The organism is Luteimonas sp. 9C, from assembly GCF_902506295.1.
Classification (GTDB): domain Bacteria; phylum Pseudomonadota; class Gammaproteobacteria; order Xanthomonadales; family Xanthomonadaceae; genus Luteimonas.
The window spans coordinates 1,900,077-1,926,779 of record NZ_LR733312.1 but is presented as its reverse complement, the minus strand read 5'-3'; the positions used below and the strand labels follow the sequence as shown (position 1 = coordinate 1,926,779).

The following is a 26,703-nucleotide window of genomic DNA, read 5'->3' as shown; positions in this document are numbered from 1 at the left end:
AATGTCCTGATTTCAGCTAACAGTGCCAAGCTTATTTGTAGCGTTCGCAATTGACCGCTCGAAACAGGAGGCCGGGTCAGGTTCACTTTTGAGGTGTAGCGCGACGGCTGGCTGAAACGACAAGGCTGTTCAGAACGCGACAGAGTCTTTGAGAGCGCCGGACGCCAACGCGCCCGCTAAACTGGGCGCCCGTTTCCGCATTCGACAAGGATCCCCCCGAGATAACGGTGCCAGGTTCACTTATCGCTGATGCAATTGACCTCTTGAAGCACAAGGAAGGCTTGAACGTTGCATGGATGATCGACCGCCCGCACTGAGCTTTGCTGCATTGGATGCGCGGATCGAAGCGATGCCCGATGGTCCGGCTTCGATCCTCAAGACGCCGCGCATCCTCTACTGGCTCAACATCCTCGGATCGGTTGCGATCGTGTTCGGGCTGCTGCCGTTTCTGCTGGTGCAGTTCCTGACGCCGCAATGGTGGATGGTGCAGATGGCGCAGGTCGGCGTGTGGAGCGCGGGACTGCTGTACGCCCCCGGCATCCTTCGCGGTCTGGTCGTCATGGCCCGCGAGTTCTGGCACTGGCGCATCAAGCTCGTGGCGCAGAGCGACCACGACCTGGCGCAATTCCGCGGGTTGCGGACGTGGCTGCAGGCCTTTCCGCGCACCGAGCTGGAAGAACACCGAAATTTCGCGCGGTTCGCCCATGAGCGCCTCGGATCGAAGCTGGTGCTGCTGATGGGCGGGATCGAGCGCGCCGGCATCCTGCCGGTGCTGGTCGCCGGGTTCTTTCTGCTGCGTGAGGTCGACGGCCTCGGCATCGAATCGCTCGCCGACGTGCCGCTCTGGCAGGGCGTCCTGGCGCCGTTTCTCGTCATCACCTGGTGGATGGGCGTCATGGCCGTTCGCATGCGCCTGACGCATGAGCTGTACGTCATGGTGCTTACGGATGCGTTGGAGCACGACACCGAGGAGCCGGCATCAACGCTGATTGCTGAGCGCCGCGAATGCCAGGTCATCGAGAGTAGTGATCCGTAACGGTGTGCCAGGTTCACTTACGGGCTCAAGAGCTCACGGCGGCCGGCGCGACTCCAATTCTCTGTCTGAAGATGGTGGCTGAGTGCGGCCATTCCCGAATCTAACGCGGTAAATCCTGGGGGTTCCGATGTTCAGAGCAATGTGTGCAGTCATGATGTTGATCGCAATGCTGCTGCCTGGAGCCGCGTTGGCGACGGCACAGATGGCCGATCGTATCCAGATCGATGGCGAGGCGCACCTGCTTCACACAAATCCATTGGCCTCATATCTCCGCGAGCGGGACTGGAAACCGCCGCAGGACGCCGTCCGGTCTACCGCGAACTGGCGCGGCTACGTCGCTCACTGGGAAATCTCAGGCGGCCAGCTGGTGCTGAAAGACGTCACTGTCCGCATTGCGGTCAGTGAGAGCCGCGAATATGTCGATAAGAGCATTTTGCCTACGCTTTTCCCTGCCTCCCAGCGAGTGGTCGCGAGTTGGTACAGCGGCGCGCTCGTTGTGCCGGAGGGCCAAGTGAAGAACTACGTCCACATGGGCTACGCCTCCACGTTCGAGCGCTATCAAGTGCTGCGAGTCGCATCTGGGCGCGTGGTGGAGCATCTCCACCTATCCGCCGAAGCGTTCGAGGCCTACAGGGCTGAGAAGTTCAGGATGTTCACCGGGACGGAGGCGTATCGCGAAATGCTGGAACGTGTGCGCAATTTGGGGGACGGTAGAACCGAAGCGGGTGCACGGGATTTCATCAGGGATTTTGCGGCCGAGGAGTACTTGGCGCTTTGAAGCTGCGACGCGAGGCTGGGCACGCTCGAACCGCCGAAGAATCTGGCTTCCGACGTACCCGCTAAACTGCGCGCCCGTTTCCGCATTCGACAAGGATCCCGCCATGACCTCCATCACCACGCCGTCCGGCCTGCAGTACGAAGACACCGTCGTCGGCACGGGCAAGGAAGCGCAGCCCGGTCGCAATGTGACCGTGCATTACACGGGCTGGCTGTTCGAGAACGGCGTGCAGGGCGTGAAGTTCGATTCGAGCAAGGATCGCGATGAGCCTTTCATCTTTTCCTTGGGCGGCGGCATGGTCATCAAGGGCTGGGACGAAGGCGTGCAGGGCATGAAGGAAGGCGGCCAGCGCACGTTGATCATCCCGGCGAATCTCGGCTACGGCGCACGCGGTGCCGGTGGCGTCATTCCGCCCAATGCCACGCTGAAGTTCGACGTGGAGCTGCTGGGCGCCTGACGCCGGCGGCGCAGGCCGAAGTCATGGCGGCAGGGCCGCGCGCTCCGCACACGCCGTCTCCAGGTCTGCACCGCAGGTGCTGTGTGGGGCGCCGCGTCGAGCCGCGATGGCGGGCGTCGAGCGCCTGCCCCTACACTTGATGCGGATCGCGCCATGTCGGCGCAGCATGGGGACACGGATGAACCTTGGAATGGGCGATGGCATTGCGGCGCTGGGTCTGTTGTGGATGCTGTTCGTGGCGGTACTCGCGATCCTGTGGATTCTGGTGCCGTTCGCGATCTTCGGCATCAAGCCGTTGCTGCGTGATCTGATCCGCGAGCAGAAGACGACGCAGGCCTTGCTCACGACGATCTCCCAGCAGGTCTATCCGATCTCCGTCGAAGCCACGCGCACGCAGGCGGGGCACGCGGATCGCATCGACACCACGCCACACGCGTAAGCACCGCGGCACCCGTGGGCGGTGCCGGGTGCACTGCCGCAGCACAGCGCCTGTCGGCGCATCAGGGTGGCAACCAGCGCCAGGCGTGTCTGCCTGGCGCTTCGACGTGAGACGTTGCGATGTCTCATCACGCGCAGCGCCGATCGGAGCGCTTACCGCGTTGGCCGATCGACGGTTTCGGCGCCGCGCCGGGATGAGACAACCGCAGCTGCATCTCTTCGCATGCGGGTCACGAACGTAAACCGGCGTCATCACATCCGGAACGCTCCATCACGCGGTGGACGCATCGCACCCTCGACACTCTGCGCCACACCCCAGACGCTGGAGCTTCAGATGACTTCCAATCTCACCCGTATTCCGCTCGCCATCGCCATGTCGTCCATGCTCGCGCTGGCCGTGGGTTGCTCGAACGACCGCACCGCCGAAGACCAGGCCGCGATGCAGCCGGCCAACGATCCGGCCATGCAGACCACCACGCCGCCGGCCGACACGACCATGCCGCCCGCCGACACCGCGATGGACGGCATGACCGACGGTATGGATTCCGACCAGCCGGGTAGCGACACCTGGATCACCACCAAGGTGAAGTCCTCGCTGCTGGCCGACTCCGATGTCGCCGGTCTGAAGATCGACGTCGAGACCGTCAACGGCGTCGTGACGCTGACCGGTCAGGTCGAGCAGGCCTCGCAGGTCACCGAAGCAACGCGCATCGCGCGCGAGATCGAAGGCGTGACCGACGTCGTGACCACGAACCTCACGACCACGATGTAAGAAGCGCTGCGGCGCCGACCGGGCTCGATGCCCGGTCGATGACGCCAGGCGTCAAGCCGCTTGTAACGAAAAAGCCGCGCACCTTCGGGTGTGCGGCTTTTTTTTTTGGAGGCGTCAGGTGCGCGCCGATGCAGCGATCGGCGGGATGCATGCGCGACGACCGGCGTCCGGTCGCGTAGTACGTCGCCGGCGGATCGAGGTCGCGCTGATCGATACGGACGTGCTCGCCGTATGGGCAATCGCGCGCGTCCGCGCGCCATACTCTCCGGCATTCCGCACACGTCCCGGAGACAGCACATGCTCAACCACGTCATGGTCGGCTCGAACGACATCGCACGTTCGAAGCGGTTCTACGACACCGTCCTCGCGGTGCTGGGTGCGGGTGCGCCGCTGGAGAACCGCGCGGCGTCCGGACACATGCGGCTGTTCTACCGGCACGACGGCCATACGTTCTGCGTCAGCGAGCCGATCGACGATGCGCCGGCGACGCCCGGCAACGGCGCGACCGTCGGCTTCAAGTGCGTCTCGCCCGAGCAGGTGCAGCAGTTCCACGATGCCGCGGTGGCGGCCGGCGGCACGTCGATCGAGCAGCCGCCGGGGCCGCGGGACGCCGGCCTGGGCCGGCTCTATCTCGGTTACGTGCGCGACCCCGACGGCAACAAGCTCTGCGCGATCCACCGCCCCGCGTAAGCCCCGGGGGCGCCACGGCCAGCGGATCGGTGTGGGCGGCACCGGCCGCAGGCCCGGTGATGCGGGCCGCGTTGCGGGGGCTGCGCGGGCGTAGGATGCGCTGACCGCCGGCGCCCGCAAGGTGCCGCCATCCGGGAGATTCCGATGCGCCGCTTCCTGCCATGGCTGCTCGTGTGCGTGCTGCCCCTCCCCATGCTGGCCGGAGCGTCCGGTCTGGACGGCGACTGGGTCGTCGACCTGTCCACCGCGCCTGGCCAGGTCTATACGCAGCCGATGGTGCTCCGCCTGGTGGCCGACGGCACGGTGACCGGCAGCTTCTACGGCAGCGCGATCAAGGCGGGCCGCTGGCGGCAGGACCGCGGCCGCCTGTGCGCGAGCTTCCGCACCACCGACGGCGTCGGTCCGTACCACACGGCCGTGTGCCTGGACGGCGAGACCGCCAGCGGCCAGACCTGGGCCGAGCATCGCGCGTTCCTGTTCAACTGGAACGCGACGCGGCCCACGCCCTGACGGCGCGGGCGATCGCGGGTCAGGCCGAGCGCTGTGTGCTCACGTGCGCGTTCGCGACCTGCGCGGCCTGGCCGAGCAGATCGACGAACGGTTCCGGGCGGTGGAAGTGATAGCCCTGCCCGTAGGTGATGCCCATCTCCGCCAGGTGCGCGGCCGTGTCGGCATCCTCGATCTGTTCGGCGACGGCGCGGATCCCCAGCACGCGCGCCACGTCGACGAAGCAGCGCACGGCGGCCTGGTCCAGCGGCGAGCGCAGCACCCCGCGGACGAACTGTCCGTCGATCTTCAGCTTGTCGACTTCCAGCCGGCGCAGGTAGCCGAACGAGGATGCGCCGGCGCCGAAGTCGTCGAGCGCGACCTGGATGCCCTGCGCGCGCAGGTCGTTGATGAAGCGCTCGGCCTGCACGATGTTGGTGATGGCCGCGGTCTCGGTGATCTCGAACAGCAGCATGTCCGGCGGCAGGCCGGAGTCGGCCACCGAGCGCAGGGCGAAGCGGTGGAATTCGGAATCGCCGACCGACTGGCCGGACAGGTTGATGCTCACGCGTTCGATGCCCTGGCACGACAACCGCCGCAGGGTGGCCAGCACGTTGCGCAGCACCCAGCGGTCGATGCGGCTGGCCAGCTGGTAGCGCTCGGCACTGGGCATGAAGATCGCGGGTGAGACCAGGCGGCCGTACTCGTCGCGCATGCGCAGCAGGACTTCGCAGTGCAGGCCCTCGGTGCCACCGTCGAGCCGCACGACGCGCTGCGCGTAGAGCTCGAAGTTGTCTTCGTCCAGCGCGGCCTCGATGCGGGCGCCCCAGGCGGGCAACGGCAGTGCGCTGGCGGCATCGGCCGGCGCGTTGTGCAGCACCGCGCGCCCGCGCCCGGCGGCCTTGGCGGCGTAGCAGGCCGCATCGGCCGCCTTGATCAGCGCCGCCGAGCCGTTCCAGCGGCTGTCGAGCGGCACCAGGCCGATGCTGGCGCCCACCCGGAAGCGACGGCCGTCATCGGCGGCGTAGCGGTGCGCATCGATCGCGTCGCACAGGCGCTGGGCGATGCGTTGCGCGACGGGCAGCGGACAGCGCTCGAGCACCAGAGCGAACTCGTCGCCGCCGAACCGGGCCACGAGATCGGCCTGGCGCACGGCCGCGCCGAGCAGGTCGACGATCTGCAGCAGCACTTCGTCGCCCGCCTGGTGGCCGCAGTTGTCGTTGATGACCTTGAAATGATCGAGGTCGACGAACAGCAGGGCGCCGGTGGCGCCGCCGCCGTGGACGCGCTGCAGCGCATCGTCGAGCCGCGATTCGAGCTCGCTGCGGTTCGCCAGTCCGGTCAGCGGATCGTGGCGCGCACGGAAGCTCTTTTCCTTGGCCAGGCGGCGGCGCTCGCTGACATCGCTGAAGACGAGCACGGCGCCGTGCATGACGCCGGTGTCGTCGATGATCGGCGCGCAGGAGTCCTCGATGGCGACCCGCTGCTGGCCGTCGCGAGTCACCAGCACCGTGTCGGCGGCGAGTCCCACGGTGTCGCGTTCGCGCAGGCAGGTGTCGATGGGGCAGGGCGGCGCGCCGGGGCGTCCATCGGTTTCCAGGCGCAGCACGGCGGAGGCGGGCTGCCCGGTCGCATCGGCCTGCGACCAGCCCGTGAGGCGCTCGGCCACCGGGTTCATCCACACCACGCGGCCTTCGAGATCCGACGTCACCACCGCATCGCCGATCGACCGGAGCGTGGTCTCCATCAGCCGCAGCGTGCCGGCGAGCGCGATTTCCGCCTGCTTGCGCGCAGTGATGTCCTGGAACGCGCCGACCAGGCGCACCGGCCGGCCCTGCTCGAGCACCACGTCACCGACCGCGCGCGCCCAGAACTTCCGGCCGGTGTAACTGACCAGCGGCAGTTCGAGATCCCAGGGCGTGCCGTCTGCGAGCGCGCGTTCCACCGCCTCGGTGATCGCCGGCCGGCCCGACGGCGCGTAGAACTCCAGGGCGCTGTCGACGTCGGGTTCGACGTCGTCGGGCAGGTCGTGCAGGCGGCGCGTTTCGGCGGACCAGTCGAGCCGGCCGGTCGCGATGTCCAGTTCCCAGCCACCGACGCCCGCGGCGCCGTTCGTCCGCTCCAGGAAAGCTTCGCTGTGGCGCAGCGCCTCGGCCTGCCTGCGTTCTTCGGTGACGTCGGAATGGACGCCGATGAAAGCCGTGCGGGTGCCGTCGGCGCCGACGATCGGCTGGATCTCGACGTCGGCCCAGTAGATGCGGCCATCGGCGGCGCGGTTGCGGATCGTGCCGTGGAAGGCCGATCCGTCGCGGACCGCGTCGCGCATGGCGCGCACCGCGTCGGGGTCGGTGCCCTCGTACTGGACCAGCTGGCCGGGCGTCGCGCCGATCAGGGCCTCGCCCGAGTAGCCACTCAGCCGTTCGAACGCGGGGTTCGCCCATTCGATGCGGCCCTGCGCGTCGGTCAGCACCACGGCGTTGCGCGTGAGGCGGGCGACCATCGCCAGCCGCGCCAGATCGCCGGCCATGGATTCGGCGAACGCGAGCGCGCGCATGCGCGACGACGTCAGCACCCAGACCAGCAGCGCGGCCATCGCGCTGAGGCCCAGGCCGGTCAGCAGCACCAGCCACACCGGCACCGGGTCCAGTCCCGCGTACAGGCCCGGCAGGGCTTCGTAATGCGCCGCGAACCGGCGGCCGGCGAAGTCGAACGTGACCGTGCGCGTCTCGCCGGTGCCCGGCGCGGCGCGACTGGCGAACAGCTGCGTCTGGCCGGCCGGCGCGTCGAGGTCATGCAGTTCGAACCGGCCCTGGGTGTCGTCCGCGGGCAGCACCTGCCGCAACAGGTCCGGATAGAGGATCGGCGAGTAGACGGCGCCGATGATCGGGCTGCCATCCGCGCGCGCCGCGCCCGAGGCGAAGACCGGCGTCAGCCACAGCGCGCCCGGCGAATCGGGCGCCTGCAGCAGGCGGACCGGCGCGGTCAGCGTGGCGTCGCCGGTGCGGTAGACGCGCTCGACGGCGGCCCGCCGCAGCGGTTCGGAGCCGATGTCGTAGCCGAGCGCCGCGCGGTTGCCCGAAGCCGGTTCGATGGCGCGGATCGGAAACAGGTCGGCGGCCTCGCCGCTGGTGCGGAGCGCGAACTGGCCGTCGTATTCGGCCGCCACACCGTCCACCCAGCCCGGCAGGTCGGCGCGCAGCACGCGTTCGATCAGCCCGACGCCCAGCATGCCGGGCGCTTCCCGGGCGAGATCGCGCGCGTGGACGTAGCGCGCGAAGGTGTCGGCCCGCATCCGCGTGCCTGCCGCTGCATACGCACCACGCGCGCCGCCCAGGATGTAGGCGGGCCGCTGGAGGGCGTCGCGCATGGCGCGGTCGGTCCGGTCGCTCCACTGGTCCAGTCGCGTCTGCCGCGCCGTCTCGGCATTGGCCTCGACGCGATGCGCGAGCAGTCCGGTGGCGATCAGGCCGAGCACGAACACGACCAGCGGCACGCAGCAGGCGCGCCTGCCGATCGCGGTCCCGCGCCCGGTACGTGCCTTCGATAGGAATGCCCCGAATCCTGCGTTCACACACACCAGCCCGTTGTCCTGTCTGGAGCGGATCAAGCAAGTTGCGTGCCGGATGTGGCGCGGGTCGCTGGCATCGCGACGCCGCGTCCGGCTGTCCGGGCGATACGCCTGCAGCGGCGCGGACGCGCGCCGGGACGGGCGCATACTGCCGGCCTCCCACCCGCCGGCCGCTTCCATGATCGACCCGATTCCCCTCGAAGACCTGGCGCTGCTGGACGTGCTGCAGCAGATCAGCGAGGCCCGCGATCCCACGCCGGTCGAAACCGAAATGACCCGGCGTCTGCGCGAAGGCGCGCTGGTCGAGGAAGCCGAGGGCGACGTGCGCCTGACCCATGCCGGCATCGCGCTGTGCAAATCGCTGCAGCTGCGGGTGGCGGCGGACAAGCTCGCCAACGAGATCATCGAAAAGCGCGGCAGCGCCCCGGACGCCGTCCGTCCGTTGCCGGGCGAGCAGCCGCTGGTCGAGCCGCCGGCGATGCCCTGACGCCTCGCGCTGTGCGGATCGCCGCGCAGGCGGCAACCGCGTGCGGTTTTAAAGCGCGACCGGCGCGCTCGGTCAGCGCGCCGTTTTCGCAGATGGCCAGCGCGTCCGGCGCGCTGCCGCGCCGGTCTCGAACGCAAAACGCAGATCCCGGTCCCGCGCGAAGAAGCGCGTGGTCGATTCCGGATGCAGCAGGACGACGACGTCGCCGGCGGTCAGCCTGAGCTGCTCGCCTTCGACGACGAGCGAAATCCTGCCGATGCGCGCCGAGCGACCGAAGCCGGCGTTGGCGGCGCGCGTCGACGCGGGCAAACCGGATCGCCGCCGGTCCCGCGTGCCTGCCGCGATCGCTGCGTCGGCGATCGGCCGCTCCGGTGCGGCGAAGCCGTTCGACCGACAGACGTGTTCGCGATCCAGCGCAGGGGTGCACCGATGTTCGTTCCGAAATGGCTTCTGGCGGTCGGTTGCGGTGTCTTCGTCGCGTTCGCGGTCTGGACCTGGTTGCTCGCCAATGGCCGCAACCCGTTGCCGTTCCCCGACCGCGGCTCGCGGATCTTCGCGGCGGCGTCGCCGGAGGCCAAGGCGGCGATCGTCGACGTGCTGGCGCGCAACGGGCTGCAGGAACGCATTCGCGTCGACACCGACGGGGTGCTGCGCTCGATCCTCTTCGACGGCACGATCGTCAACTGGTCCGCGCCGGGCGTGACGCGCAGGCTGCAGGGCGCGACGTCGGCGATCGGTCTGGTCGCCGACGATCCGCTCGCCAGCGCCGAAGAGGCTGCAGGCGTCCTGCGTTCGCACGGGTTCCGCGCGGACGTGGTGCAGCACGTGGAACCGGACATGCCGGTGGTGTTCCTGCTGACCGATGCGATGCCGGGCACGGCGCTCAACTTCCGCCGGCACGTCATCCACATGCCGCGGCCCGGCGCCGCGTCGACGCGTTGACCACGAGGCGTGTCCGCATGTGCCGCGTCCGCGGCGCGACCTACATCTCCGCGTCGATCGTCTCGTCCAGCCGGTCGGAGGCCACCATGTAGCCACTGGCCTCGATCGCATCGCGCACTTCGAACAGCGCGATGCCCAGCGCGTCGAGATCACCGGCGTCGGCCATGCCGACGATCTGGATGCAGCGGTCGTTGAACCAGGTCCAGAACTGGCGATAGGTCTTGCCCTGCCAGTGCTCGTGACGGATGGCCTGGTAGAGCTCGCCCACGGCGATGGTCAGGTCGTCGCGCATCAGAACTCCGCCTGGCCGGGCAGCAGCGCCCGCAGTTCGGCATCGGTGAGATTGCGCCACTGCCCGGGCTTGAGATGCGCGAGCTTGACCGGACCGATACGCACGCGGATCAGCTGCTTCACGCGCAGCTTGAAGTGCGCGGCCATCAGGCGGATCTGCCGGTTGAGGCCCTGGACCAGGATGATGCGGAAGCCGAACTTGCCCAGCGGGCTGGTGCGGCAGGGAAGGGTGGTCTGGCCGTGGATCGGCACGCCGCGTGACATGCCGCGCAGCACCTCCTGGCTCACCGCGTGGTTCACGGTCACCAGATACTCCTTCTCCAGCTTGTTCTCGGCGCGCAGGATCGCGTTGACGATGTCGCCGTTGCTGGTCAGCAGGATCAGGCCCTCGGAATCCTTGTCGAGACGGCCGATCGGAAAGATGCGCTCGCGGTGATCGACGAAGTCGACGATGTTGCCCTTGACCGAAGACTCGGTGGTGCAGGTGATGCCGACCGGCTTGTGCAGCGCGATGTAGACGTGGCGCCGCTTGCCGGGTGCCGCGCTGCGCGTCTGCAGGGCCTGGCCGTCGACCATCACGGTATCGCCGTCGCCCACTTCCGAGCCCACGCGACCACGGATGCCGTTGACCGTGACCCGGCCTTCGCCGATGAGGCGGTCGGCCTCGCGTCGCGAGCAGAAGCCGGTGTCGCTGATGTGCTTGTTCAGGCGCATGGCCGCGTGCGGTGCCGGTGATCGCGAAGGGCACGCAGTCTGGCAGATCGTGCAGGCGGGGTCATCGAACGGTACACAGCCGCTGCGCCCCGGACTCGAGACGCGTGCGAACCGGTTCACGATGGCGCTGGCGCCTGTCGAGCGGACGGCGGCGACGGAGAGCGGCCACAAAAAAACCCGGACGTTGCCGCCCGGGTTCTCTGGCGCCGCTTGCGCGACACAGGTCGAGTCGAACTTACTCGGCCTGGACTTCTTCAGCCTGCAGGCCCTTCTGGCCCTGCGCGACCTTGAACGAGACCTTCTGGCCTTCCTGGAGCGACTTGAAGCCGCTGCCCTGGATCGAACGGAAGTGGACGAACAGGTCGTCGCCGCTCTGCGGGGTGATGAAGCCGAAGCCCTTGGCGTCGTTGAACCACTTGACGGTACCGGTCTGACGATCAGTCATGGTGTTACTCCTTGGATCAGTGAGTGAAAGCACGGCCCGCAAGTGCGGTGCCGGGACTGTATCGAGCAAGGGGTAACGCGAAGCGATGGAGCGGATCGTCTGGAGAGGCCGTTGCCGGCCCTGGAACCTGTGATCAACCGCATCGGAGCCACGATGTACCGTGATCCCGCTTTGAACAGTGGGTGCACCTTACAGCACTTTTCAGATTTGTCTGTGAACCGTGAGTGCCGGACGCCACGCCCGATGCCGCAAATCCCGTCCGGGAGGCGGTGTGACGGGCCGGAGCGGGGCGTCGACGCGGGTCGCGACGCACGGCGGCAGCGTGTCGCCCACCACACCAATGCGCCGGAACGCGGGCCATCGCCCGGATGCAGTGCGTCACCCGATCGGCAGGTGTCGATCAGCTGCGGCGGGACGTGGGCCTTGCCTGCAGTGCATCCAGGACCTCGGCATTCCGCCGCGCCCAGTCGTAGATGAGTTCGATCGGTTCCACCAGGCGCACGCCCAGCGGCGTCAGCGCGTAATCCACCGCGGGCGGCACGGTGGCATGCACGGTGCGCGCGACGGCGCCCGCGGTTTCGAGTTCGCGCAGCGTCTGGGTGAGCATCTTCCGCGAGATCTCCGGCAGGCTGCGATGCAACGCGCCACTGCGCGCGCTGCCGCCGTGACGCGCCTGCAGCGTGTGCAGCACCATCGACGTCCACTTGGTGCCGAAGAGTTCGAGCACGCGCCGGGGCGCGCAGTCCTCGCGCCAGTCCGCGTCCGCGCTGCCCGGTTTCATGGGGTGGTGACCATTTGGTGCCTTCTTTCGGATGTCGGCCCGGATGCGCAGGATGGTCGCTCGAATCGGCAAGCAAGGCGAGACAGATGACGCAGCAGGCACTGGTGGTGGGCGCAACGGGAATCGTGGGCAGTGCGCTGGCGACGCAGCTGCTGGACGCGGGCTGGACCGTGCACGGGCTGGCGCGGCGGGCCGACGCGCTGCCGGCAGGCGTCCGGGGCGTGGCGGCCGACCTCACCGATGCGCAGGCCACGCGCGCTGCCTTGGCAGGATGCGCGCCCACCCATGTCTTCATCACCACGTGGTCGCGGCAGGCCAGCGAAGCGGAGAACATCCGCGTCAATGCGGCGATGGTGCGCCACCTGCTCGACGGCCTGCAGCCCGCGGGTTCGGTGCGACACGTGGCGCTGGTGACCGGGCTGAAGCATTACCTCGGGCCGTTCGAAGCCTACGCGCAGGGCGCGCTGCCGCAGACGCCGTTCCGCGAGACGCAGCCGCGGCTCGACATCGAGAATTTCTATTACGCGCAGGAAGACGAGGTGTTCGCGGCCGCCGCGCGCGACGGGTTCCACTGGAGCGTGCATCGCCCGCACACGGTGATCGGCGCGGCGGTCGGCAACGCGATGAACATGGGCACGACGCTCGCCGTCTACGCCTCGCTGTGCAAGGCGACCGGCCGGCCGTTCCGCTTCCCCGGCTCGAGCGCGCAGTGGGACGGCCTGACCGACATGACCGATGCCCGCCAGCTGGCGAAGCACCTGCGGTGGGCCGCGACGACGCCCGCCGCCGCGGACGAAGCGTTCAACATCGTCAACGGTGACGTATTCCGCTGGCGCTGGATGTGGGGCCGCATCGCGGCATGGTTCGACCTGGAACCCGCGCCCTTCGACGGCACGGTGCAGCCACTCGAGATGCAGATGGCGCACGACGCCGACGCGTGGATGCAGTTGGCGCGCACGCACGGCCTGGTCGAATCCGACATCCATCGGCTGATCTCGCCCTGGCATACCGATGCCGATCTGGGCCGGCCGCTGGAAGTGGTGACCGACATGTCCAAGAGCCGGCGCATGGGGTTTCTCGACTACCAGGCCAGCGACGACGCGTTCTACGACCTGTTCGCGACGCTGCGTGCGCAGCGGTTGATCCCGTAGCCGGCGATGGCGCGCGCGTCACGGGTGGTTGATGGGCGCGGGCGCAGGGTGGGCTGCACATCCACCGCATCGCAGGGCGCATTGCCATGAGCATTCCGCAGACACCGGACAGCATGCAGAAGTCGCAGCAGGACAAGACGCCGCCGCAGAAGCCCGCGGACGAGACGCCGTCGAAGCTCTCCAACGACGACGTGGGCGATCGGGCGGAAGAGCGGCAGGGCGGTCACTGAGTGCATGCGGAAACCTGGCCATTTCCGCCTGCTGGAAACGGACATGTCGGCCGGCGCGGGACACCTGTGAAGCCGCGATGCACGCGGGCATCGCGGCGCGGAGGCGTCGACGATGCGGTGTGGTTTTACGCGTCCGTCGCTGACGTCCGCGCGCGCGCGGCGTCCACCAGTCGACCACCACTGGCCAGCGCCTGCTTGAGGGCTTCGGCGCCGTAGGGCTTCTGGAGCACGTAATGATCGCGCAGGCGCTCGGGCACGCCGGCCGCGCCGTAGCCGGTCATGAAGATGTACGGAATGCCGCGTAAGTCGAGCGCATCGGCGATCGGGAAGCTCTGTTCGCCGCCCAGATTGATGTCGAGGATCGCGAAATCGATGTCGCGGGTCTCGACCAGACGCAGGGCCTGGGCGACGTTCGAAGCCACGGCCGGCGGCGCGTAGCCGAGGTCGTCGAGAAAATCCTCCAGCAGCATGGCCAGAATGGATTCGTCCTCGACGATGAGCAGCGCGGCATCGGTCGCGATCATCGGCATTCCGGCTCGTGCGACGGGGCGTCCTGCGGATCGGTTTCCAGCCGCGCGCTGGCGCGGAACACGACGCCGCCGGGTGCGTAACGCAGCTCGACGTCGCCGCCCAGATCGTTGCGCAGCCCGCGCTCCAGCAGCCGCGAGCCGAAGCCGCGCCGCGTCGGTGGCTGCACCGTGGGGCCGCCGGATTCGCGCCAGTCGAACTGCATGGCGGCACCCTCGCCGTCATGCGTGCAGTCCCAGGTGATCTGCACTTCGCCACCGTCGCGTGACAGCGCGCCGTACTTCACGGCATTGGTGGCCAGCTCGTGCAGCGCCATGGCCAGCGCCAGCGCGCGCTGCGGGCTGAGCCTGCAGCTGGGACCCGACAGCTTGAAGCGGACGCCGGGCGCGGATTCGTAAGGGGCGATGGCGCCGGCGACGACGTCCTGCATGTCCGCGCTGTGCCAGTTCTCGCGGGTGAGCACGTCGTGCGCCCGCGACAGCGCCAGCAGCCGCGATTCGATGCGCGTGCCGCCGTCCTCGAGATTCTCGGCGGTGCCGAGCGTCTGCCGCACCAGTGACTGCACCGTGGACAGCGTGTTCTTGACCCGATGGTTGAGCTCGTGAACCAGCAGCTCGAGGTGCTCTTCGTGCATCCGCCGGTCGGTGACGTCGCGCGTGCTGCCGGCGACCGCCTCCACCTCGCCATCGGCGCCGATCACCGGGGTGAAGATGTAGTCGTAGACGCGCACGCCCTTGGCGTGGTGCGTGAACGGCACGTCGCCACGGATCGGCGCGCGGGTCCGGATCACGCGATCGATCTCGGCGTCGTGCATCGCGGCGTGCCAGGGCGCGTAGCCCAGTTCCAGACAGGTCTTGCCGGCAGCCTCTTCCCACGTGGTGCCCCACATCTCCAGCAGCGCATCGTTCGCGAACACGAAGCGGTGCTGCAGATCGAACACGTAGAGCAGATCGGGCGTGGCCTGCAGCAACGCCTCGTAGGCGCGCAGTGTGGCGGGGTCACGCGGTCGGGCAAGTTGCACGTCACGGGCTCGCAAGACGGTGGCCGACTCTAGCACCGGGGTTTGTGCGCATCCTGTCATCGGAGCGGAGATTCCTGAATGCCCGCCAGACGGCGACGGGACGTGCGTGCCCGTGTGTGACGACGCCCTGACGCGCCGCCCGCGTACGCTGCGCGCATCATCAGGATGCCGGACGCGTCACATGCACAGAGAGGGCCGATATGCACTCGTCGCGACGGTGACGCCGGCGGTGGACAGGCCCGGCCTGTGGATGGCGGAAGGCGCGCTGTATCTGGACGGCGGGTCCGATCCGGTCGAGATCGTGCGCGCGGGCGATACCTTCGAGACAGCGGCCGTTGCGGAGGTTGCGGCGATCGAAGCGGCCCGGCAGGTGGCCTCGACGCGCGACGCCGCGCCGCAGGTGCCGGAAGCGGGCTGAGGACGCTCAGGCCTCGGTAGCCTGCTCGAGTTGCGCCCACAGCGACTCGGACACGGTGTCGAGCGCTTCCAGCCGCGGACGGCCGAACAGATACCCCTGGAACAGCGGCACGCCCAGTGCGCGTAGGCGCCGGTATTCGCCGGGGGTTTCCACACCCTCGGCCAGGACCGTGCAGCCGAGCGTCCCGGCGATCTGCACGATGCCGCGCGCGATCGTGGTGCGCACCGGGTCGTCGTCGATGCCGCGGATCAGCGCGCTGTCGAGCTTGAGCAGATCGGGCTGGAAGTCGGCGAGCAGGCCGAGCCCCGCGTACCCGGCGCCGAAGTCGTCGATGGCGGTCAGGAAGCCCCGGCTGCGGTAATCGCGAAAGATGCGGGTCAGGTGCGCATGGTCGCGGATCTGTTCCGACTCGGCGGTCTCGAAGATCAGCCGGTCGGTCGGAAACCCGAACATCTGCGCCGCGGTCAGCGTCAGGCGGATGCAGGTCGCCGGCTCATAGACCGCATTGGGAAAGAAGTTGATGGACAGCCGCTGCTGCAGGCCGAGCCGCGCGGCGGTCTCGATGGCCTTGACGCGACAGGTCTGGTCGAAGCGGTAGAGCTGCGCCGGCGTGACGCGGGCGATGACCTCGGCCGCGCCGCCTCCATCCTCGGTGCGGACCAGCGCCTCGTAGCCGTAGATCGAGCGGTCGCGCGCGTCGACGATCGGCTGGAAGGCCATGCGGACTTCGAAGTCCAGCCGCTCCTCGCCGCCGCAGCCGCTGCACGGATGGGGCGAAGGCGCAGCGCCGAAGAATTTTTCCAGGTACATGCCGGTTCCGCGATGGAGAGATCGACCGGGCGTGGGACGCGCCGCGGCGTGCCGACATCCTACGGTCGTGCCGCAGGGCGGTGCGAGCGCTTCCGCACACAGCGCCCCTCCGCACCGCGCGCGCCTGCGCTCATCCCGTCTGCGGCAGCACGCATTCGTCCGGCACGTGATGCTTGGCCGCCAGTGCGTGGAGTGCCTGGTTGATCCAGTCGCGTTCGTCGGCCGGAGCGCTTTCGCGCAGGCGCACCGCCATGTTCGCCAGCGCCGCGATCTTCTTCAGGCGATCGCCTTCCGAGTCGCCGTAGTTGCACAGACTGACGTCGAGGTCGTGCAGTGCGGCTTTGGTCGCGTCGTTGATCGTCATGGTGTGGAGTCCGGTGGGTTGGGGCACTGTAGAGCGCGCGCGTGCACGATGCGTCACGGTTGGCGGACGTGCCGGCGGCGCGCGTCCGGGCCGGCATGACCGAGTGTGGCGGCGTGCATCTTCCGCAGTGCGGCGGTGGGGCGCGGGTGCAGCGTGCGTCGCGCCTGCGCCCCGGCTAGGCTGCGCAGACACGTCCTGCAAGGCGTCCGGATGAAGTCCACCCACGTGCTGTTGTGTTGCGCGCTGTCGGCCATTGCGGGCGCGTTGATCTGTTACGCCGCGCTGCGCACGTGGGAGTCCGCGAGCGGGCAGGCCGCCACCGCGCCAGCGCAGACCGCGGCGATGGTCCGGTCCGTGGAGGGGGCGCCGAACGCGACGGACGTCGCGGCATCTATCGACAGCCTGGCGCCATCGCCGGAGGCGGGGCGCGCGGCAGGCGGCGCAGCGGACACATCCGCCGGCGCCGTGCCGACCACGGCGGGCGTGGTGTTCGATCCACGCGCGCGTGCCGCGCGACCGGCGTCGGGCGCTGGACCGATGCTGATCTCGGACGCGAACCTGCGCCGCGCCGACGCAGTCGTCGCCGAGATGCGCCTGCACGACAGTGATCTGGATGACCTCTACACCCTGCTGGACGGCGAGGGCCGGGACGCCGCCTGGTCCGATGCCGCGGAGGCGCAACTCGTCGCGTTCCTGCGGACACACGGCGGCGGTTACGATGGGCTGGAAGTGAAGCCGCCACGGTGCAGTACCAGCGTCTGCGAAATGATCGCGGTCGCGCAGCCGGGCCTCGGCACGGATGCCGCAAACGCGAACTGGCAGGCGCTGATCAGCACCCTCTTCGGGCAGGACTGGTTCCGCAATACCTTCGACAGTCCGCGCTCGGGCGTGGTGATCCGGGACGGATCGGTGATCTACATTTCGACGTTCCTGCGCCAGGCGTCCGTCCCTTGAGCCGCCTGCCGGTCGCTCTGTGGCTGCTGGCCGCGATGTGCCCGGCGATCGCTGCGCCGCCCGTCGCCTTCGAATGGCCGCAGGGGCAGCGCGCCGCGGTGAGTCTCGCCTACGACGACGCCCTGGATTCGCAACTCGATACCGCGGTGCCCGCGCTGGACCGGCACGGCCTGAAAGGCAGCTTCTACCTGACGCTTTCGGCCGACACGGTGCGCAGGCGCCTGGACGACTGGCGCGAGGCGGCCCGCAACGGACACGAGCTCGGCAACCACAGCCTGTTCCACCAGTGCGCGGCGTCGAAGCCGGGACGCGACTGGGTGCGTCCCGAGCACGATCTCGATGCGATGACCGCGCGGCAGATGCAGGAACAGGTGCGCCTCGCGTCGACGATGCTCCACGCGATCGACGGCGCCACGTTGCGGACCTTCACCGTGCCCTGTGGCGACACGCTCGCAGGCGACGGCGACTACGCCTCGGACCTGTCCGCGGATTTCGTCGCGATCAAGGTCACCGGCGGCGCCGTGGTGCCCGACATGCAGACCCTCGACGCGGGCGCGGTGCCGGTGGCGGCTTCGGTCGGACTCGACGGAGCCGCACTGATCGCACTGGTGGACGAGGCCGCGCGTCGCGGCACGATGGTGAACCTCACGTTCCACGGCGTCGGCGCCGACCACCTGGCAGTCTCGAGCGAGGCGCATGCGCAGTTGCTCGAACACCTGGCCGCCGCGCCCGACATCTACTGGACCGCGAGCTTCCGCGACATCATGACGTGGGTGCGCCAGCAGCAGGCATCGGCGGTTCCCGACGCGCCGCCCGGCACGCGGACACCCTGAGCGGCCGCATCGCATCTGCGTCTGCAGCGGCGCGCGGCGGCTTTTTTTTAGGTTTTGCAGATGCCCGTGAACGCCTCGCGATCGCTGCGACCTGCGTGATCACGCAGCTGCCGCGCTGCCGTCCTGCGCGCGGCGCAACCGCGGCGGATCGTGAGCGCCTGCCCCGCGGCGGCACGCCATGCCAGGGCGGCAGGCCGCACGTGGCAGAATTCCACACCGTTTCCGGAAGTCTCCCATGCATCAGGCCGCCGATAAGTTGCCCGCCCACGCCGAATCGAGGCGGTTGTCCGCGCTGCGCAGCTACGGGATCCTCGATACGCCCGCCGAGGCCGTGTTCGACGACATCACCCGGATCGCCGCCGCCATCTGCGGCACGCCGATCTCGGTGGTCAACCTGATCGATGCCGACCGCCAGTGGTTCAAGTCCGAAGTCGGGCTGGGCGTGCGCGAGACGCCGCTGGAAACCTCGATCTGCGCGCACGCGATCCTCGAACACGATTTTCTCGAAGTGCAGAACACGACGACCGATCCGCGCTTCGCCGGCAATCCGCTGGTGACGGGCGATCCGGGGCTGCGTTTCTACGCCGGCGCGCTGCTGAAGACGCCCGACGGGCTGCCGCTGGGCACGGTGTGCGTGCTCGACACCGTGCCGCGCGAACTCACGCCGCAGCAGATCGACACGCTGCGGGCGCTCGCGCGACAGGTGATGGCGCAGCTCGAACTGCGCCGCATGCTGGTCGAGGCGCAGGCCCTGAACCAGCATCGTGCGCGCGTGCTCGCCACCGCCGGTCACGACCTCAAGGGCCCGCTGCGTGCGGCGCTCTACGCGCTGAGCAAGGCGCGCGCGGCCGATGGCGCGGATCGCGACGCGCGGCTGGAAAGCGCGGAGCAGGATCTGGCCTACATCAACCAGAAGTTCGGCGACATGATCGCCGGTGCCACCGGCAAGGGCGGCGCCGCGGCGCCGGAACTGCGACCGACCGAACTGGCGCCGGTGCTCGACGAAGTGGGTCGGGTCTGGACCCGTGCCGCGCGTCGCAAGCACATCGACCTGGTGGTCGATCCCTCGGCCTGCACGGCCAGCACCAACGCGGGCCTGCTGGAAACGCTGATCGGCAATCTCCTGTCGAACGCGATCAAGTACACCCCCGACGGCGGGCGCGTCACGGTCGGCTGCCATGCGGTCGAGGACGCCATCGAGATCGTCGTGGCCGACACGGGCATCGGCATGGACACCGCACGCGTCGAGGACTACTTCACGGCCTTCCGCCAGGCGGACGCGTCGTCCGAAGGGCTCGGCATCGGCCTGTGGATCGTCCGCCAGGCCGCCGACGTACTCGGTGCGCGCATCGATGTGCATTCGACGCTGGGCGCGGGGACCCGCATCACGGTCTCGTTGCCGACGCCGTGAGCCGCCCGGACGGCGCGCATGTCCGCGTGATGCGCTGCGTCCACGCGGCCGCGTCGCTGCCGCTAGAGTGGGGCGATGTTCCGACATCGCTGCAGGCACCCTCGATGAAGCATCCCCTTGTCCGGATCGCCTGGCGCGCGGCCGCGCTGCTGGCGTTGTGTGTCGGGGCTCCGACGCTGGCCGCTGCCGATGGCCCCGCGCGCGTTCGCGTCGTCGCCACGGCGGACGGCCACCAGTTGCAGGTCGACGGCACCCCGTTCCGCATCCGCGGCGCCGGGTTGCAGGACGGCGACCAGGAAGCGCTGGCGGCGCGCGGGGCGAATGCGTTCCGGACCTGGCACACGGCCGAGGATCCGGCGCAGGTCCGGGCGATGCTCGATCGCGCACAGCGCAATGGGCTGATGGTCGCGATGGGCCTGCATGTCGGCAAGGAACGGCACGGATTCGACTACGGCGACGCCGCAGCGGTCGCGGCGCAGCAGGCGCGCCTGCTCGCCCAGGTGCGCGCACACAAGGCGCACCCCGCAGTGCTGATGTGGGTCGTCGGCAACGAACTGAATCTGGAAGGCCGCGATCCGCGGGTCTGGGACGCGGTCGAGTCGATCACGCAGGCGATCCACGCCGAAGACCCGCACCATCCGGTGATGACGCCGCTGGCCGGATTCGATCCCGCGCTCGCGGATCTGCTGCGCACGCGTGCACCGTCGCTGGATCTGATCGGCGTGCAGCTCTACGGCGACATCGTCGAGCTGCCGCGCAAGCTCGAGGCCGCGCGCTGGAACGGGCCCTACATCGTCACCGAATGGGGCCCGACCGGGCACTGGGAGAGCCCGCTGACTGCGTGGGGCGCGCCCATCGAGGACGATGCGTCGCGCAAGGCGACGCTGCTGGCCGATCGCTACACGCGCATCATCGAGGCCGATGCCGCACAGGGGCTCGGATCGTTCGTGTTCCTGTGGGGCCAGAAGCAGGAGCGCACGCCGACCTGGTACGGCCTGTTCCTGTCGAGCGGCGAATCCACGCCCGGCGTCGATGCGATGCAGCGCATGTGGACCGGGCACTGGCCGGCGAACCGTGCGCCGGAGATCTCGCCGCTGCGCATCGACGACCGCATCGCCACCGACAGCGTGGTGCTCGCGCCCGATGCCGAGCACCGCGCGCACGTGGTCGCGACCGATCCCGAGGGCGATCCGCTCACGTATCGCTGGACCGTGCGCGAGGAAAGCCGGGCGACGTCGATCGGCGGCGATCCGGAAACCCTGCCGCCCGAGGTGTCGCTGCGACTGGCCGGGCATGCGGACGGCGCACTGCGGTTCTCGGCGCCCACCCGGCCGGGCGCGTACCGGTTGTTCGTCGAGGTCCGCGACGGGCAGGACCATGCGGCCTACGCGAACATGCCGTTCCACGTCGGGCCACCCGCGACGGAATGACCGGTCGCGCCGGCGGGCGCGCGACCGGTCAGTCGGCGGGGGCGATACGCAGCACGCGCCCGTTCGCGCTGTCGGTCAACAGGTACAGCGCGCCGTCGGGCCCGCTGCGCACGTCGCGGATGCGCTCGCCCAGCTCGGTGAACAGGATGTCCTGCGGGCCTGCCCGGCCGCCGGTCATCGGCACGCGACGCACGCTGCGTTCGGCCAGCGCCGAGACGAACAGGCTGCCGCGCCAGGCCGGAAACAATGCACCGTCGTACCAGGCCATGCCCGACGGTGCGATCGATGGTGTCCAGTGCGTCAGCGGCGCGGTGATGCCGGGCCAGGTGCGATAGGGCGATACGCGGGCGCCGGTGTAGTCGATGCCGTCGGTCGTGATCGGCCAGCCGTAGTTCGCGCCGGAGGTGATCGCGTTGAGTTCGTCGCCACCCTTCGCGCCGTGTTCGTTGGCGTATAGCACGGTCCCCACGCGCACCATCGCCTGCGGATTGCGGTGGCCAGTGGAATAGATCTCGGGCAGCGCGCCGGTGCGACCGACGAAGGGGTTGTCGCGCGGCACGCGGCCGTCGGTGTGCACGCGGATGGTCTTGCCCAGATGCGTGTGCAGGCGCTGCGCATCGGTGCGGTCGAGATTGCCGTCGCCGACCGCGGTCACCAGCGTGCCGTCGGCGAGCAGCGCCATGCGTCCGCCGAAATGCTGGCCGGCGCGTTTGGCCGGTTGCGAGGTGAACACCGGCGCGACGTCGTGCAGGCGTGCACCGTCGAAGCGGGCGCGCACGATGCGCAGGTGGTTCGCCTCCGCGGTGCCGTACGCGAACGACAGGTAGACCAGGCCCGAGCGCGCGAAGTCCGGATCGACCAGCACGTCGAACAGACCGGCCTGTCCCATCGCCAGCACCTGCGGAACGCCGTCGACCGGTGCGGTGCGCAACGCGACGGCGCCATCGCGGCCGCGCTCCAGCACGCGCAGGCGGCCCGCACGTTCGGTGACCAGCATCCGGCCGTCGGGCAGGAAGGCGAGTGACCACGGGTGGTCGAGTCCACCGGCGACGGTCTCCACGCGATAGTCGCGGGTGGCGGCCGGTGCGGCACCGGCGAGCAGCATCGACAGCAGGGCGACGCACGCGATGCCGATGCGCGCGGTCGGCGTGCGCGTTACCTGCGGCAAGGCGGGGCAAGGGGCTGCGATCGACATGCACACTCCACATCCGGCGCCGCGACTGCGGCATCATCGACGCGCATGATGCTGCAAGCCCGCCGCCGATGACGATCGCCCGCACGCCCCGCGCCATCGGCTGGGGCCGACGCATCGCCGCGTTCCTGGGCGCGTTGGCGCTCGCGACGGTCTGGGGCAGCGTGGCGCAGACCCAGTTCAATCTGCAGGCACTGGCGGCGCTGGAGGTCGACATGCCGCTGCGCGTACGCGCGTTGACCACGCTGCAGGATCTCGTCGGATTCGGCCCGGCCTATGCCGGCATCGTGCTCGCGGCGTGGCTGCCGGCGTTTCTGGCCGCAGCGCTGCTGGTCCGCGTCTGGCCCAACGCGCGTGTGCCGGTGTATGCACTCGCTGCCGCGGTGGGTCTGGTCGCCGCGATCCGCGCGGTGGATGCGGTCGCGCCGATGCCGGTGTTGATCGACGCGACGCGCGGCACGGGCGGACTGCTGGCCATGGCGAGCGGAAGCCTGCTGGCCGGCGCCGCGTTCGCGATCTGGACGCGCACGGGGCGCCGTCGTCACCGGGCGTGACGGCGGGAGGAATCCGGTATGGGACGGGGTGCCGTGCGGGCGCGGCACAGCGCGCGCCGCGTGACGCTCCGGCGTGGGAGCGTCACGCGTGGGCGGTCAGGCGACGGCCTTGTCCAGGTCCGCGACGCGATAGCCCGCGCCGGTGATGGTATGCAGCAGCTGCACGTCCTGGTCGCGATCGACGGCCTTGCGCAGGTTGTAGAGATGGCTGCGCAGCGTGTCCGAATCGGGCAGGGTCAGGCCCCAGATTTCCTGTTCGATCTCGCGGCGGCTGACCACGCGCGGCGCCTCGCGCATCAGGATGGTGAGGATCTTCAGCGCGATCGGCGCGAGGTTGAGCTCGCGGCCACCGCGCTGCACGCGCAGCGAAGCCGGGTCGAGTACGAGATCGGCGATCTGCAGCACGCTGGCACCGATTTCGCGACGGTCGCGACGGATCAGCGCGCGCACCCGCGCCTCGAGTTCCTTGATGTCGAACGGCTTGGTCAGATAATCGTCGGCGCCGGCTTCCAGCCCCTCGATCTTCTCTTCCAGCGAATCGCGCGCGGTCAGCATCAGGATCGGCGTCGTGCTGCGGTGCTCGGTGCGCAGGCGACGGCACACTTCGAGTCCGCCGAGTCGCGGCAGCATCAGGTCCAGCACGATGACGTCGAACGCGATTTCGGTCGCGAGGTTGACCGCGTCGAGGCCGTCTGCGGCATAGTCGACCTCGAAACCGCGGCTTTCGAGAAACTCACCGACGGGCTCGGAAATATTGCGGTTGTCCTCGACGAGCAGGATGAGACCGCCGGGACTGTGGTGCGCCATGGAGCAACTCCGATCTGCAGGATTAAGGTTCGCGAAGTTCGCATCAAGGCGGTGGAAACACGGTGAAAACCCATGTGCGTTTCCGAACATATAAGCGGCTGTTCGAGGACGTTGAGCGACATTATTTGCAAAGTCTGCCGATCGCATTGCGCAGTGCGGCGTGATGACGCCAGCCGCCCACGCGGCGCGTCAGTCGGCTCGTGATCCTGGGTTCCCGATCGACCCCCGGAGCGGCCTGCCGGCCAGCGCAGCCCCGCAATGCCAGACGCGTCCGATCAGTCGGCGAACTCGGGCAGGGCGTCCGCGAAGGCGGTCCGGTCACGACCGGCACGCTTCGCGGCATACATCGCGGCGTCGGCCCGTTGCAGCAGCCCGTCCACCCCGGCATCGTCGGCGCGCAGCGCACCGATGCCGGTACTCAGGGTGACCGTCAGGCCCGGCTTGTCCAGCAGCACGCCGGTGTTGGACAGCACGGCGCGGAGGGCATCGACCCGCAGGCGCGCATGTTCGGGGTCTGCGCCCGGCAGGATCACCAGGAATTCCTCGCCCCCCATGCGCGCGACGTGATCCGCGCTGCGGAATGCTCCACGCAACGCATGGGCGACATGGCGCAGCACCCGGTCGCCGCACTCGTGGCCATGCAGATCGTTGATGCGCTTGAAGTGGTCGAGATCGAGGAACGCGACGGTCAAGGGTGCGCCACTCGCATGCGCAGCGGCCATGCAGTGCTCGAGGTGTTCCAGTGCCGCGCGCCGGTTCGACAGCCCGGTCAGCGGATCGGTCTGCGCCAACCGGGTCATCTCGTCGCGCTGCCGCCGCAGCAGGCCCAGGCGCAGGGTCAGCACCATGCTGCAGGTCAGCGCGAGCCAGCCGCCCGACAGCATGAAGGCCTCCACCTTCCACAACGCCAGCGCATTCGGTGCCAGGGCCTCCAGGGCGCCGACGGCCAGGAACGGCAACACGCCCGCCAGCAGCGAGGCGCCGCCTTCGCGCCGCTGCACGATCGCAGTCACCGCGACGCCCGCGAAGCCCAGCGCCAGCAGGTAGAACCCGAGTTCGGTCGCCACCGACATCGCGGCAAGCGCGATCGGCGGCAGCAGGGGCGCGCTCAGCCCGGCGATGACCAGCGCGCTCGCACCCCAGCGCACGGCGCGCTCGACCTGCGGCGTACGACGTCGCAGCCACGACTGGCGCACCAGCGCCAGCGTGGTCGCGCCGACCAGCATCACCGCCAGACCGACCATGGCTTCGACCGCGAAGCCGGCGATCGGCAGCCACGGGCGCGGCCATGCCCACATGCCCGACAGCAGCGCCAGCCAGATCGCAAGGACACCGACGGTCGCGGCGTAGGTGAGAAATGCACGTTCCCGCGTCGCGACGAAGCTCAGCAGCGCGGACATCATCAGCGTCAGTACGACGGCGAGCGACCCCACCCGGATGGCGAAGCGTCCGATGTCGGCGCGCTGCACTGGCGTGGGCTCGCCGAGCTGCACGATGGGGCGCCACAGGGGCAGCGGATTGGCGTCGTATTCGATCCGGATCGGCGCGGTGTCGCCGCGCTCGGGCACCAGCACCGTGCCCACGCCGGCGCGGAATCGCGAATCGAGCGTGCGCGCGTCGGCCAGCGTGCCGCAGCGGTCACGCTGGCCGTGGCGGATGTCGACTTCTCCGGCCAGCGCGTTGAGCACGACGACCGCCTGCGGATGCCCCGACCAGCCACCCTGCGGCGCGGGCAGTTGCAGCCGCTGACGATCCGGGCGGTGGGCATGCCTGCATTCGTGCTGGTCGTCGGAGACCAGCGCCGGCGTGCCGGTGACGACGGGCACGGGCACGCCTGCCTGCCCGCAGGCAGACAGCACACACGCCAGTAGCGCCCCCGCGATGGACATCGCCATCGCCTGCCAACCCCGCCTTCGCATCATCGTCCGCGCCGAAGACACCCTGCCTCCCGGAATGGGAGTTCCGTCAATTGTAACGGCCGTGCCGTGCGTTTCATGAGCAGGCGTCACGTGTAGGCTGACCCGCATGACGCGAGCGCCTAAGCTGTACGCCTCTCGTCAGGCGGACCGTCGCGCATGAGTGCACGCGCCATCCTCCATCTGCTGCTGCACGCCGCCGTGCCCGCGCTGCTGGCCTGGCTGTTCTGGCGCGAACGCTTCGGCCGTGCATGGGCGCTGCTGATGCTCGGCTGGATCATCGACATCGATCACCTGCTGGCCGACCCCATCTATGCACCAGGTCGCTGCAGCACCGGCTTCCATCCCTTGCATACCGTGCCGGCGATCGCGGTCTACGCCGGTCTGACGGTCCCCAGACGGACGCGTCTTTTCGGCCTCGGCCTGCTGGTGCACATCGCCCTGGATGCGATCGACTGCGTGTGGATGCGGCATGTCGGCTGACGGCGCGACCGTGCTGCTGGTCGGTGCGACCGGTCTCGTCGGCGGCCATGCGCTCGATAGGCTGCTGGCGGATCCGCGCATCGCGCGCGTCATCGCGCCGGTGCGACGTCCGCTGCCGCACCGGCACGCGCGCCTGTCCGCGCCGGTCGTCGATTTCGAAGCGTTGCCCGACGACGCCGCGCTGTGGCGCGTGGATGCGGTGATCTGTGCGCTCGGCACGACGATACGCGCGGCCGGCTCGCGCGAGACATTCCGCCGCGTCGATCACGACTATCCGCTGGCCGTCGGCGCACACGCGCGCCGGCAGGGTGCGCGCGCATTCGCGCTGACCTCGGCGATGGGCGCCGACGCGCGTTCGCGGGTGTTCTACAGCCGGGTCAAGGGCGAACTGGAAGTCGCGCTGCAGGCGCAGGGCTGGCCGTCGCTGACGCTCGTGCGTCCCGGTCTGATCGGCGGAGACCGCGATGAAGTCCGGCCGGCGGAGCGCACCGCCGCGCGGGTACTGGGCGTGCTCGGTCCGGTCCTGCCGAGACGCTGGCGCATCAGTCCCGCGCCGCATGTCGCCGACGCCCTCGTCGACCACGCACTGGCCGCCGCGCCGGGGTGCAGGACCGTCGATGCCGGCGCGTTGGCCTGAGCGCAGCCAGCACCGATTCAAGCGCGCGGTGCTAGCGTCGAACTCCGGGCCACGCGCTCGCCCACGAATCCGGAGCAGG

Annotated in this window: 32 protein-coding genes; 19 read left to right on the top strand and 13 right to left on the bottom strand. The window is 69.4% G+C overall.

Annotation, left to right across the window (positions count from 1 at the left end; genetic code table 11):
- The first annotated feature begins 292 nt into the window (after window positions 1–292).
- From CURTO8I2_RS08805 to CURTO8I2_RS08775, 7 genes are all read left to right on the top strand, one after another.
- A complete protein-coding gene (locus CURTO8I2_RS08805) occupies window positions 293–1,036 on the top strand; it encodes a hypothetical protein (protein ID WP_159680446.1) in 744 nt (247 codons plus the stop codon).
- A 151-nt stretch (window positions 1,037–1,187) separates the two neighbouring features.
- Window positions 1,188–1,814 carry a hypothetical protein gene (locus CURTO8I2_RS08800; protein ID WP_159680445.1) on the top strand — a complete coding sequence of 209 codons (627 nt, stop codon included), beginning with the start codon at window positions 1,188–1,190 and terminating at the stop codon, window positions 1,812–1,814.
- Between the two features lie 103 nt (window positions 1,815–1,917).
- Window positions 1,918–2,271, top strand: a complete 354-nt coding sequence (locus CURTO8I2_RS08795; RefSeq protein ID WP_159680443.1) for an FKBP-type peptidyl-prolyl cis-trans isomerase — start codon at window positions 1,918–1,920, stop codon at window positions 2,269–2,271.
- A gap of 190 nt (window positions 2,272–2,461) precedes the next feature.
- Entirely contained in the window at window positions 2,462–2,710 is a 249-nt protein-coding gene (locus CURTO8I2_RS08790) for a hypothetical protein (protein WP_159680442.1), read from the top strand.
- Between the two features lie 333 nt (window positions 2,711–3,043).
- The gene (locus CURTO8I2_RS08785) at window positions 3,044–3,481 is read left to right on the top strand and encodes a BON domain-containing protein (RefSeq protein ID WP_159680440.1); all 438 of its coding nucleotides are present in this window, start codon (window positions 3,044–3,046) and stop codon (window positions 3,479–3,481) included.
- 297 nt (window positions 3,482–3,778) lie between these two features.
- Window positions 3,779–4,171, top strand: coding sequence for a VOC family protein (locus CURTO8I2_RS08780; RefSeq protein WP_159680438.1), 393 nt, complete (start codon window positions 3,779–3,781; stop codon window positions 4,169–4,171).
- Between the two features lie 144 nt (window positions 4,172–4,315).
- A complete protein-coding gene (locus CURTO8I2_RS08775; RefSeq protein ID WP_201295494.1) occupies window positions 4,316–4,681 on the top strand; it encodes a hypothetical protein in 366 nt (121 codons plus the stop codon).
- Window positions 4,682–4,700: 19 nt separating this feature from the next.
- On the opposite strand, the gene CURTO8I2_RS08770 is transcribed toward CURTO8I2_RS08775, so the two are convergent.
- Window positions 4,701–8,150, bottom strand: coding sequence for an EAL domain-containing protein (locus CURTO8I2_RS08770; RefSeq protein WP_159680436.1), 3,450 nt, complete (start codon window positions 8,148–8,150; stop codon window positions 4,701–4,703).
- Between the two features lie 253 nt (window positions 8,151–8,403).
- Here CURTO8I2_RS08770 and CURTO8I2_RS08765 point away from each other — a divergent pair, with 253 nt between their 5' ends.
- Window positions 8,404–8,712 (top strand): hypothetical protein, encoded by a 309-nt coding sequence (locus CURTO8I2_RS08765; RefSeq protein WP_159680434.1) that lies wholly within the window; start codon window positions 8,404–8,406, stop codon window positions 8,710–8,712.
- Between the two features lie 72 nt (window positions 8,713–8,784).
- On the opposite strand, the gene CURTO8I2_RS08760 is transcribed toward CURTO8I2_RS08765, so the two are convergent.
- Window positions 8,785–9,021, bottom strand: a complete 237-nt coding sequence (locus CURTO8I2_RS08760; RefSeq protein ID WP_159680432.1) for a hypothetical protein — start codon at window positions 9,019–9,021, stop codon at window positions 8,785–8,787.
- A gap of 120 nt (window positions 9,022–9,141) precedes the next feature.
- Here CURTO8I2_RS08760 and CURTO8I2_RS08755 point away from each other — a divergent pair, with 120 nt between their 5' ends.
- A complete protein-coding gene (locus CURTO8I2_RS08755) occupies window positions 9,142–9,654 on the top strand; it encodes a hypothetical protein (RefSeq protein ID WP_159680430.1) in 513 nt (170 codons plus the stop codon).
- Between the two features lie 40 nt (window positions 9,655–9,694).
- Here the strand turns inward: CURTO8I2_RS08755 and CURTO8I2_RS08750 are convergent, their stop codons facing one another.
- From CURTO8I2_RS08750 to CURTO8I2_RS08735, 4 genes are all read right to left on the bottom strand, one after another.
- Window positions 9,695–9,946: a hypothetical protein gene (locus tag CURTO8I2_RS08750; protein WP_159680428.1), complete on the bottom strand. Its 252-nt coding sequence runs from the start codon at window positions 9,944–9,946 to the stop codon at window positions 9,695–9,697.
- Entirely contained in the window at window positions 9,946–10,659 is a 714-nt protein-coding gene (locus CURTO8I2_RS08745; RefSeq protein ID WP_159680426.1) for a pseudouridine synthase, read from the bottom strand. Before CURTO8I2_RS08745 ends, CURTO8I2_RS08750 begins: the two co-directional genes overlap by 1 nt.
- Window positions 10,660–10,894: 235 nt before the next feature.
- The gene (locus CURTO8I2_RS08740) at window positions 10,895–11,104 is read right to left on the bottom strand and encodes a cold-shock protein (RefSeq protein WP_159680424.1); all 210 of its coding nucleotides are present in this window, start codon (window positions 11,102–11,104) and stop codon (window positions 10,895–10,897) included.
- Between the two features lie 400 nt (window positions 11,105–11,504).
- Complete coding sequence (locus tag CURTO8I2_RS08735; protein ID WP_159680422.1) at window positions 11,505–11,885, bottom strand: helix-turn-helix domain-containing protein; 381 nt, start codon at window positions 11,883–11,885, stop codon at window positions 11,505–11,507.
- Between the two features lie 86 nt (window positions 11,886–11,971).
- Between CURTO8I2_RS08735 and CURTO8I2_RS08730 the strand changes: the two genes are divergently transcribed.
- Both CURTO8I2_RS08730 and CURTO8I2_RS08725 read left to right on the top strand, forming a co-directional pair.
- Window positions 11,972–13,036: an SDR family oxidoreductase gene (locus CURTO8I2_RS08730; protein WP_159680420.1), complete on the top strand. Its 1,065-nt coding sequence runs from the start codon at window positions 11,972–11,974 to the stop codon at window positions 13,034–13,036.
- Window positions 13,037–13,122: 86 nt separating this feature from the next.
- Window positions 13,123–13,266 (top strand): hypothetical protein, encoded by a 144-nt coding sequence (locus CURTO8I2_RS08725; protein ID WP_159680418.1) that lies wholly within the window; start codon window positions 13,123–13,125, stop codon window positions 13,264–13,266.
- Window positions 13,267–13,391: 125 nt separating this feature from the next.
- Here CURTO8I2_RS08725 and CURTO8I2_RS08720 read toward each other — a convergent pair whose 3' ends face one another.
- On the bottom strand, window positions 13,392–13,790 hold the full coding sequence (locus CURTO8I2_RS08720; protein WP_159680416.1) for a response regulator: 399 nt from the start codon (window positions 13,788–13,790) through the stop codon (window positions 13,392–13,394).
- Complete coding sequence (locus CURTO8I2_RS08715) at window positions 13,787–14,815, bottom strand: HWE histidine kinase domain-containing protein (RefSeq protein ID WP_236551045.1); 1,029 nt, start codon at window positions 14,813–14,815, stop codon at window positions 13,787–13,789. Before CURTO8I2_RS08715 ends, CURTO8I2_RS08720 begins: the two co-directional genes overlap by 4 nt.
- Before the next feature lie 181 nt (window positions 14,816–14,996).
- On the opposite strand from CURTO8I2_RS08715, the gene CURTO8I2_RS08710 reads away from it, so the two are divergent.
- Window positions 14,997–15,233, top strand: coding sequence for a hypothetical protein (locus tag CURTO8I2_RS08710; RefSeq protein WP_159680413.1), 237 nt, complete (start codon window positions 14,997–14,999; stop codon window positions 15,231–15,233).
- A gap of 6 nt (window positions 15,234–15,239) precedes the next feature.
- Here CURTO8I2_RS08710 and CURTO8I2_RS08705 read toward each other — a convergent pair whose 3' ends face one another.
- Window positions 15,240–15,953 carry an EAL domain-containing protein gene (locus tag CURTO8I2_RS08705; RefSeq protein ID WP_201295541.1) on the bottom strand — a complete coding sequence of 238 codons (714 nt, stop codon included), beginning with the start codon at window positions 15,951–15,953 and terminating at the stop codon, window positions 15,240–15,242.
- Between the two features lie 220 nt (window positions 15,954–16,173).
- The gene (locus CURTO8I2_RS08700; protein WP_159680411.1) at window positions 16,174–16,407 is read right to left on the bottom strand and encodes a hypothetical protein; all 234 of its coding nucleotides are present in this window, start codon (window positions 16,405–16,407) and stop codon (window positions 16,174–16,176) included.
- A 210-nt stretch (window positions 16,408–16,617) separates the two neighbouring features.
- Here CURTO8I2_RS08700 and CURTO8I2_RS08695 point away from each other — a divergent pair, with 210 nt between their 5' ends.
- The 4 genes from CURTO8I2_RS08695 (at window position 16,618) to CURTO8I2_RS08680 (ending at window position 21,035) form a co-directional block, all read left to right on the top strand.
- A complete protein-coding gene (locus CURTO8I2_RS08695) occupies window positions 16,618–17,361 on the top strand; it encodes a hypothetical protein (RefSeq protein WP_159680410.1) in 744 nt (247 codons plus the stop codon).
- Window positions 17,358–18,194: a polysaccharide deacetylase family protein gene (locus CURTO8I2_RS08690; protein WP_236551044.1), complete on the top strand. Its 837-nt coding sequence runs from the start codon at window positions 17,358–17,360 to the stop codon at window positions 18,192–18,194. Before CURTO8I2_RS08695 ends, CURTO8I2_RS08690 begins: the two co-directional genes overlap by 4 nt.
- A 235-nt stretch (window positions 18,195–18,429) precedes the next feature.
- Window positions 18,430–19,605, top strand: coding sequence for a GAF domain-containing sensor histidine kinase (locus CURTO8I2_RS08685; protein WP_159680409.1), 1,176 nt, complete (start codon window positions 18,430–18,432; stop codon window positions 19,603–19,605).
- Window positions 19,606–19,709: 104 nt separating this feature from the next.
- A complete protein-coding gene (locus tag CURTO8I2_RS08680; RefSeq protein ID WP_159680408.1) occupies window positions 19,710–21,035 on the top strand; it encodes a glycoside hydrolase family 2 TIM barrel-domain containing protein in 1,326 nt (441 codons plus the stop codon).
- A 28-nt stretch (window positions 21,036–21,063) separates the two neighbouring features.
- Here the strand turns inward: CURTO8I2_RS08680 and CURTO8I2_RS08675 are convergent, their stop codons facing one another.
- Complete coding sequence (locus CURTO8I2_RS08675; RefSeq protein ID WP_201295493.1) at window positions 21,064–22,230, bottom strand: PQQ-dependent sugar dehydrogenase; 1,167 nt, start codon at window positions 22,228–22,230, stop codon at window positions 21,064–21,066.
- Between the two features lie 68 nt (window positions 22,231–22,298).
- Here CURTO8I2_RS08675 and CURTO8I2_RS08670 point away from each other — a divergent pair, with 68 nt between their 5' ends.
- The gene (locus CURTO8I2_RS08670; protein ID WP_159680407.1) at window positions 22,299–22,781 is read left to right on the top strand and encodes a hypothetical protein; all 483 of its coding nucleotides are present in this window, start codon (window positions 22,299–22,301) and stop codon (window positions 22,779–22,781) included.
- A 96-nt stretch (window positions 22,782–22,877) separates the two neighbouring features.
- Here the strand turns inward: CURTO8I2_RS08670 and CURTO8I2_RS08665 are convergent, their stop codons facing one another.
- Together CURTO8I2_RS08665 and CURTO8I2_RS08660 are read right to left on the bottom strand one after the other, a co-directional pair.
- The gene (locus tag CURTO8I2_RS08665; protein ID WP_159680406.1) at window positions 22,878–23,588 is read right to left on the bottom strand and encodes a response regulator transcription factor; all 711 of its coding nucleotides are present in this window, start codon (window positions 23,586–23,588) and stop codon (window positions 22,878–22,880) included.
- A 275-nt stretch (window positions 23,589–23,863) separates the two neighbouring features.
- On the bottom strand, window positions 23,864–25,477 hold the full coding sequence (locus CURTO8I2_RS08660; protein ID WP_159680404.1) for a diguanylate cyclase: 1,614 nt from the start codon (window positions 25,475–25,477) through the stop codon (window positions 23,864–23,866).
- Window positions 25,478–25,663: 186 nt separating this feature from the next.
- Here CURTO8I2_RS08660 and CURTO8I2_RS08655 point away from each other — a divergent pair, with 186 nt between their 5' ends.
- On the top strand, window positions 25,664–25,987 hold the full coding sequence (locus CURTO8I2_RS08655; protein WP_159680402.1) for a DUF6122 family protein: 324 nt from the start codon (window positions 25,664–25,666) through the stop codon (window positions 25,985–25,987).
- Window positions 25,977–26,624: an NAD(P)H-binding protein gene (locus CURTO8I2_RS08650; RefSeq protein WP_159680400.1), complete on the top strand. Its 648-nt coding sequence runs from the start codon at window positions 25,977–25,979 to the stop codon at window positions 26,622–26,624. Before CURTO8I2_RS08655 ends, CURTO8I2_RS08650 begins: the two co-directional genes overlap by 11 nt.
- Window positions 26,625–26,703 lie beyond the last annotated feature (79 nt).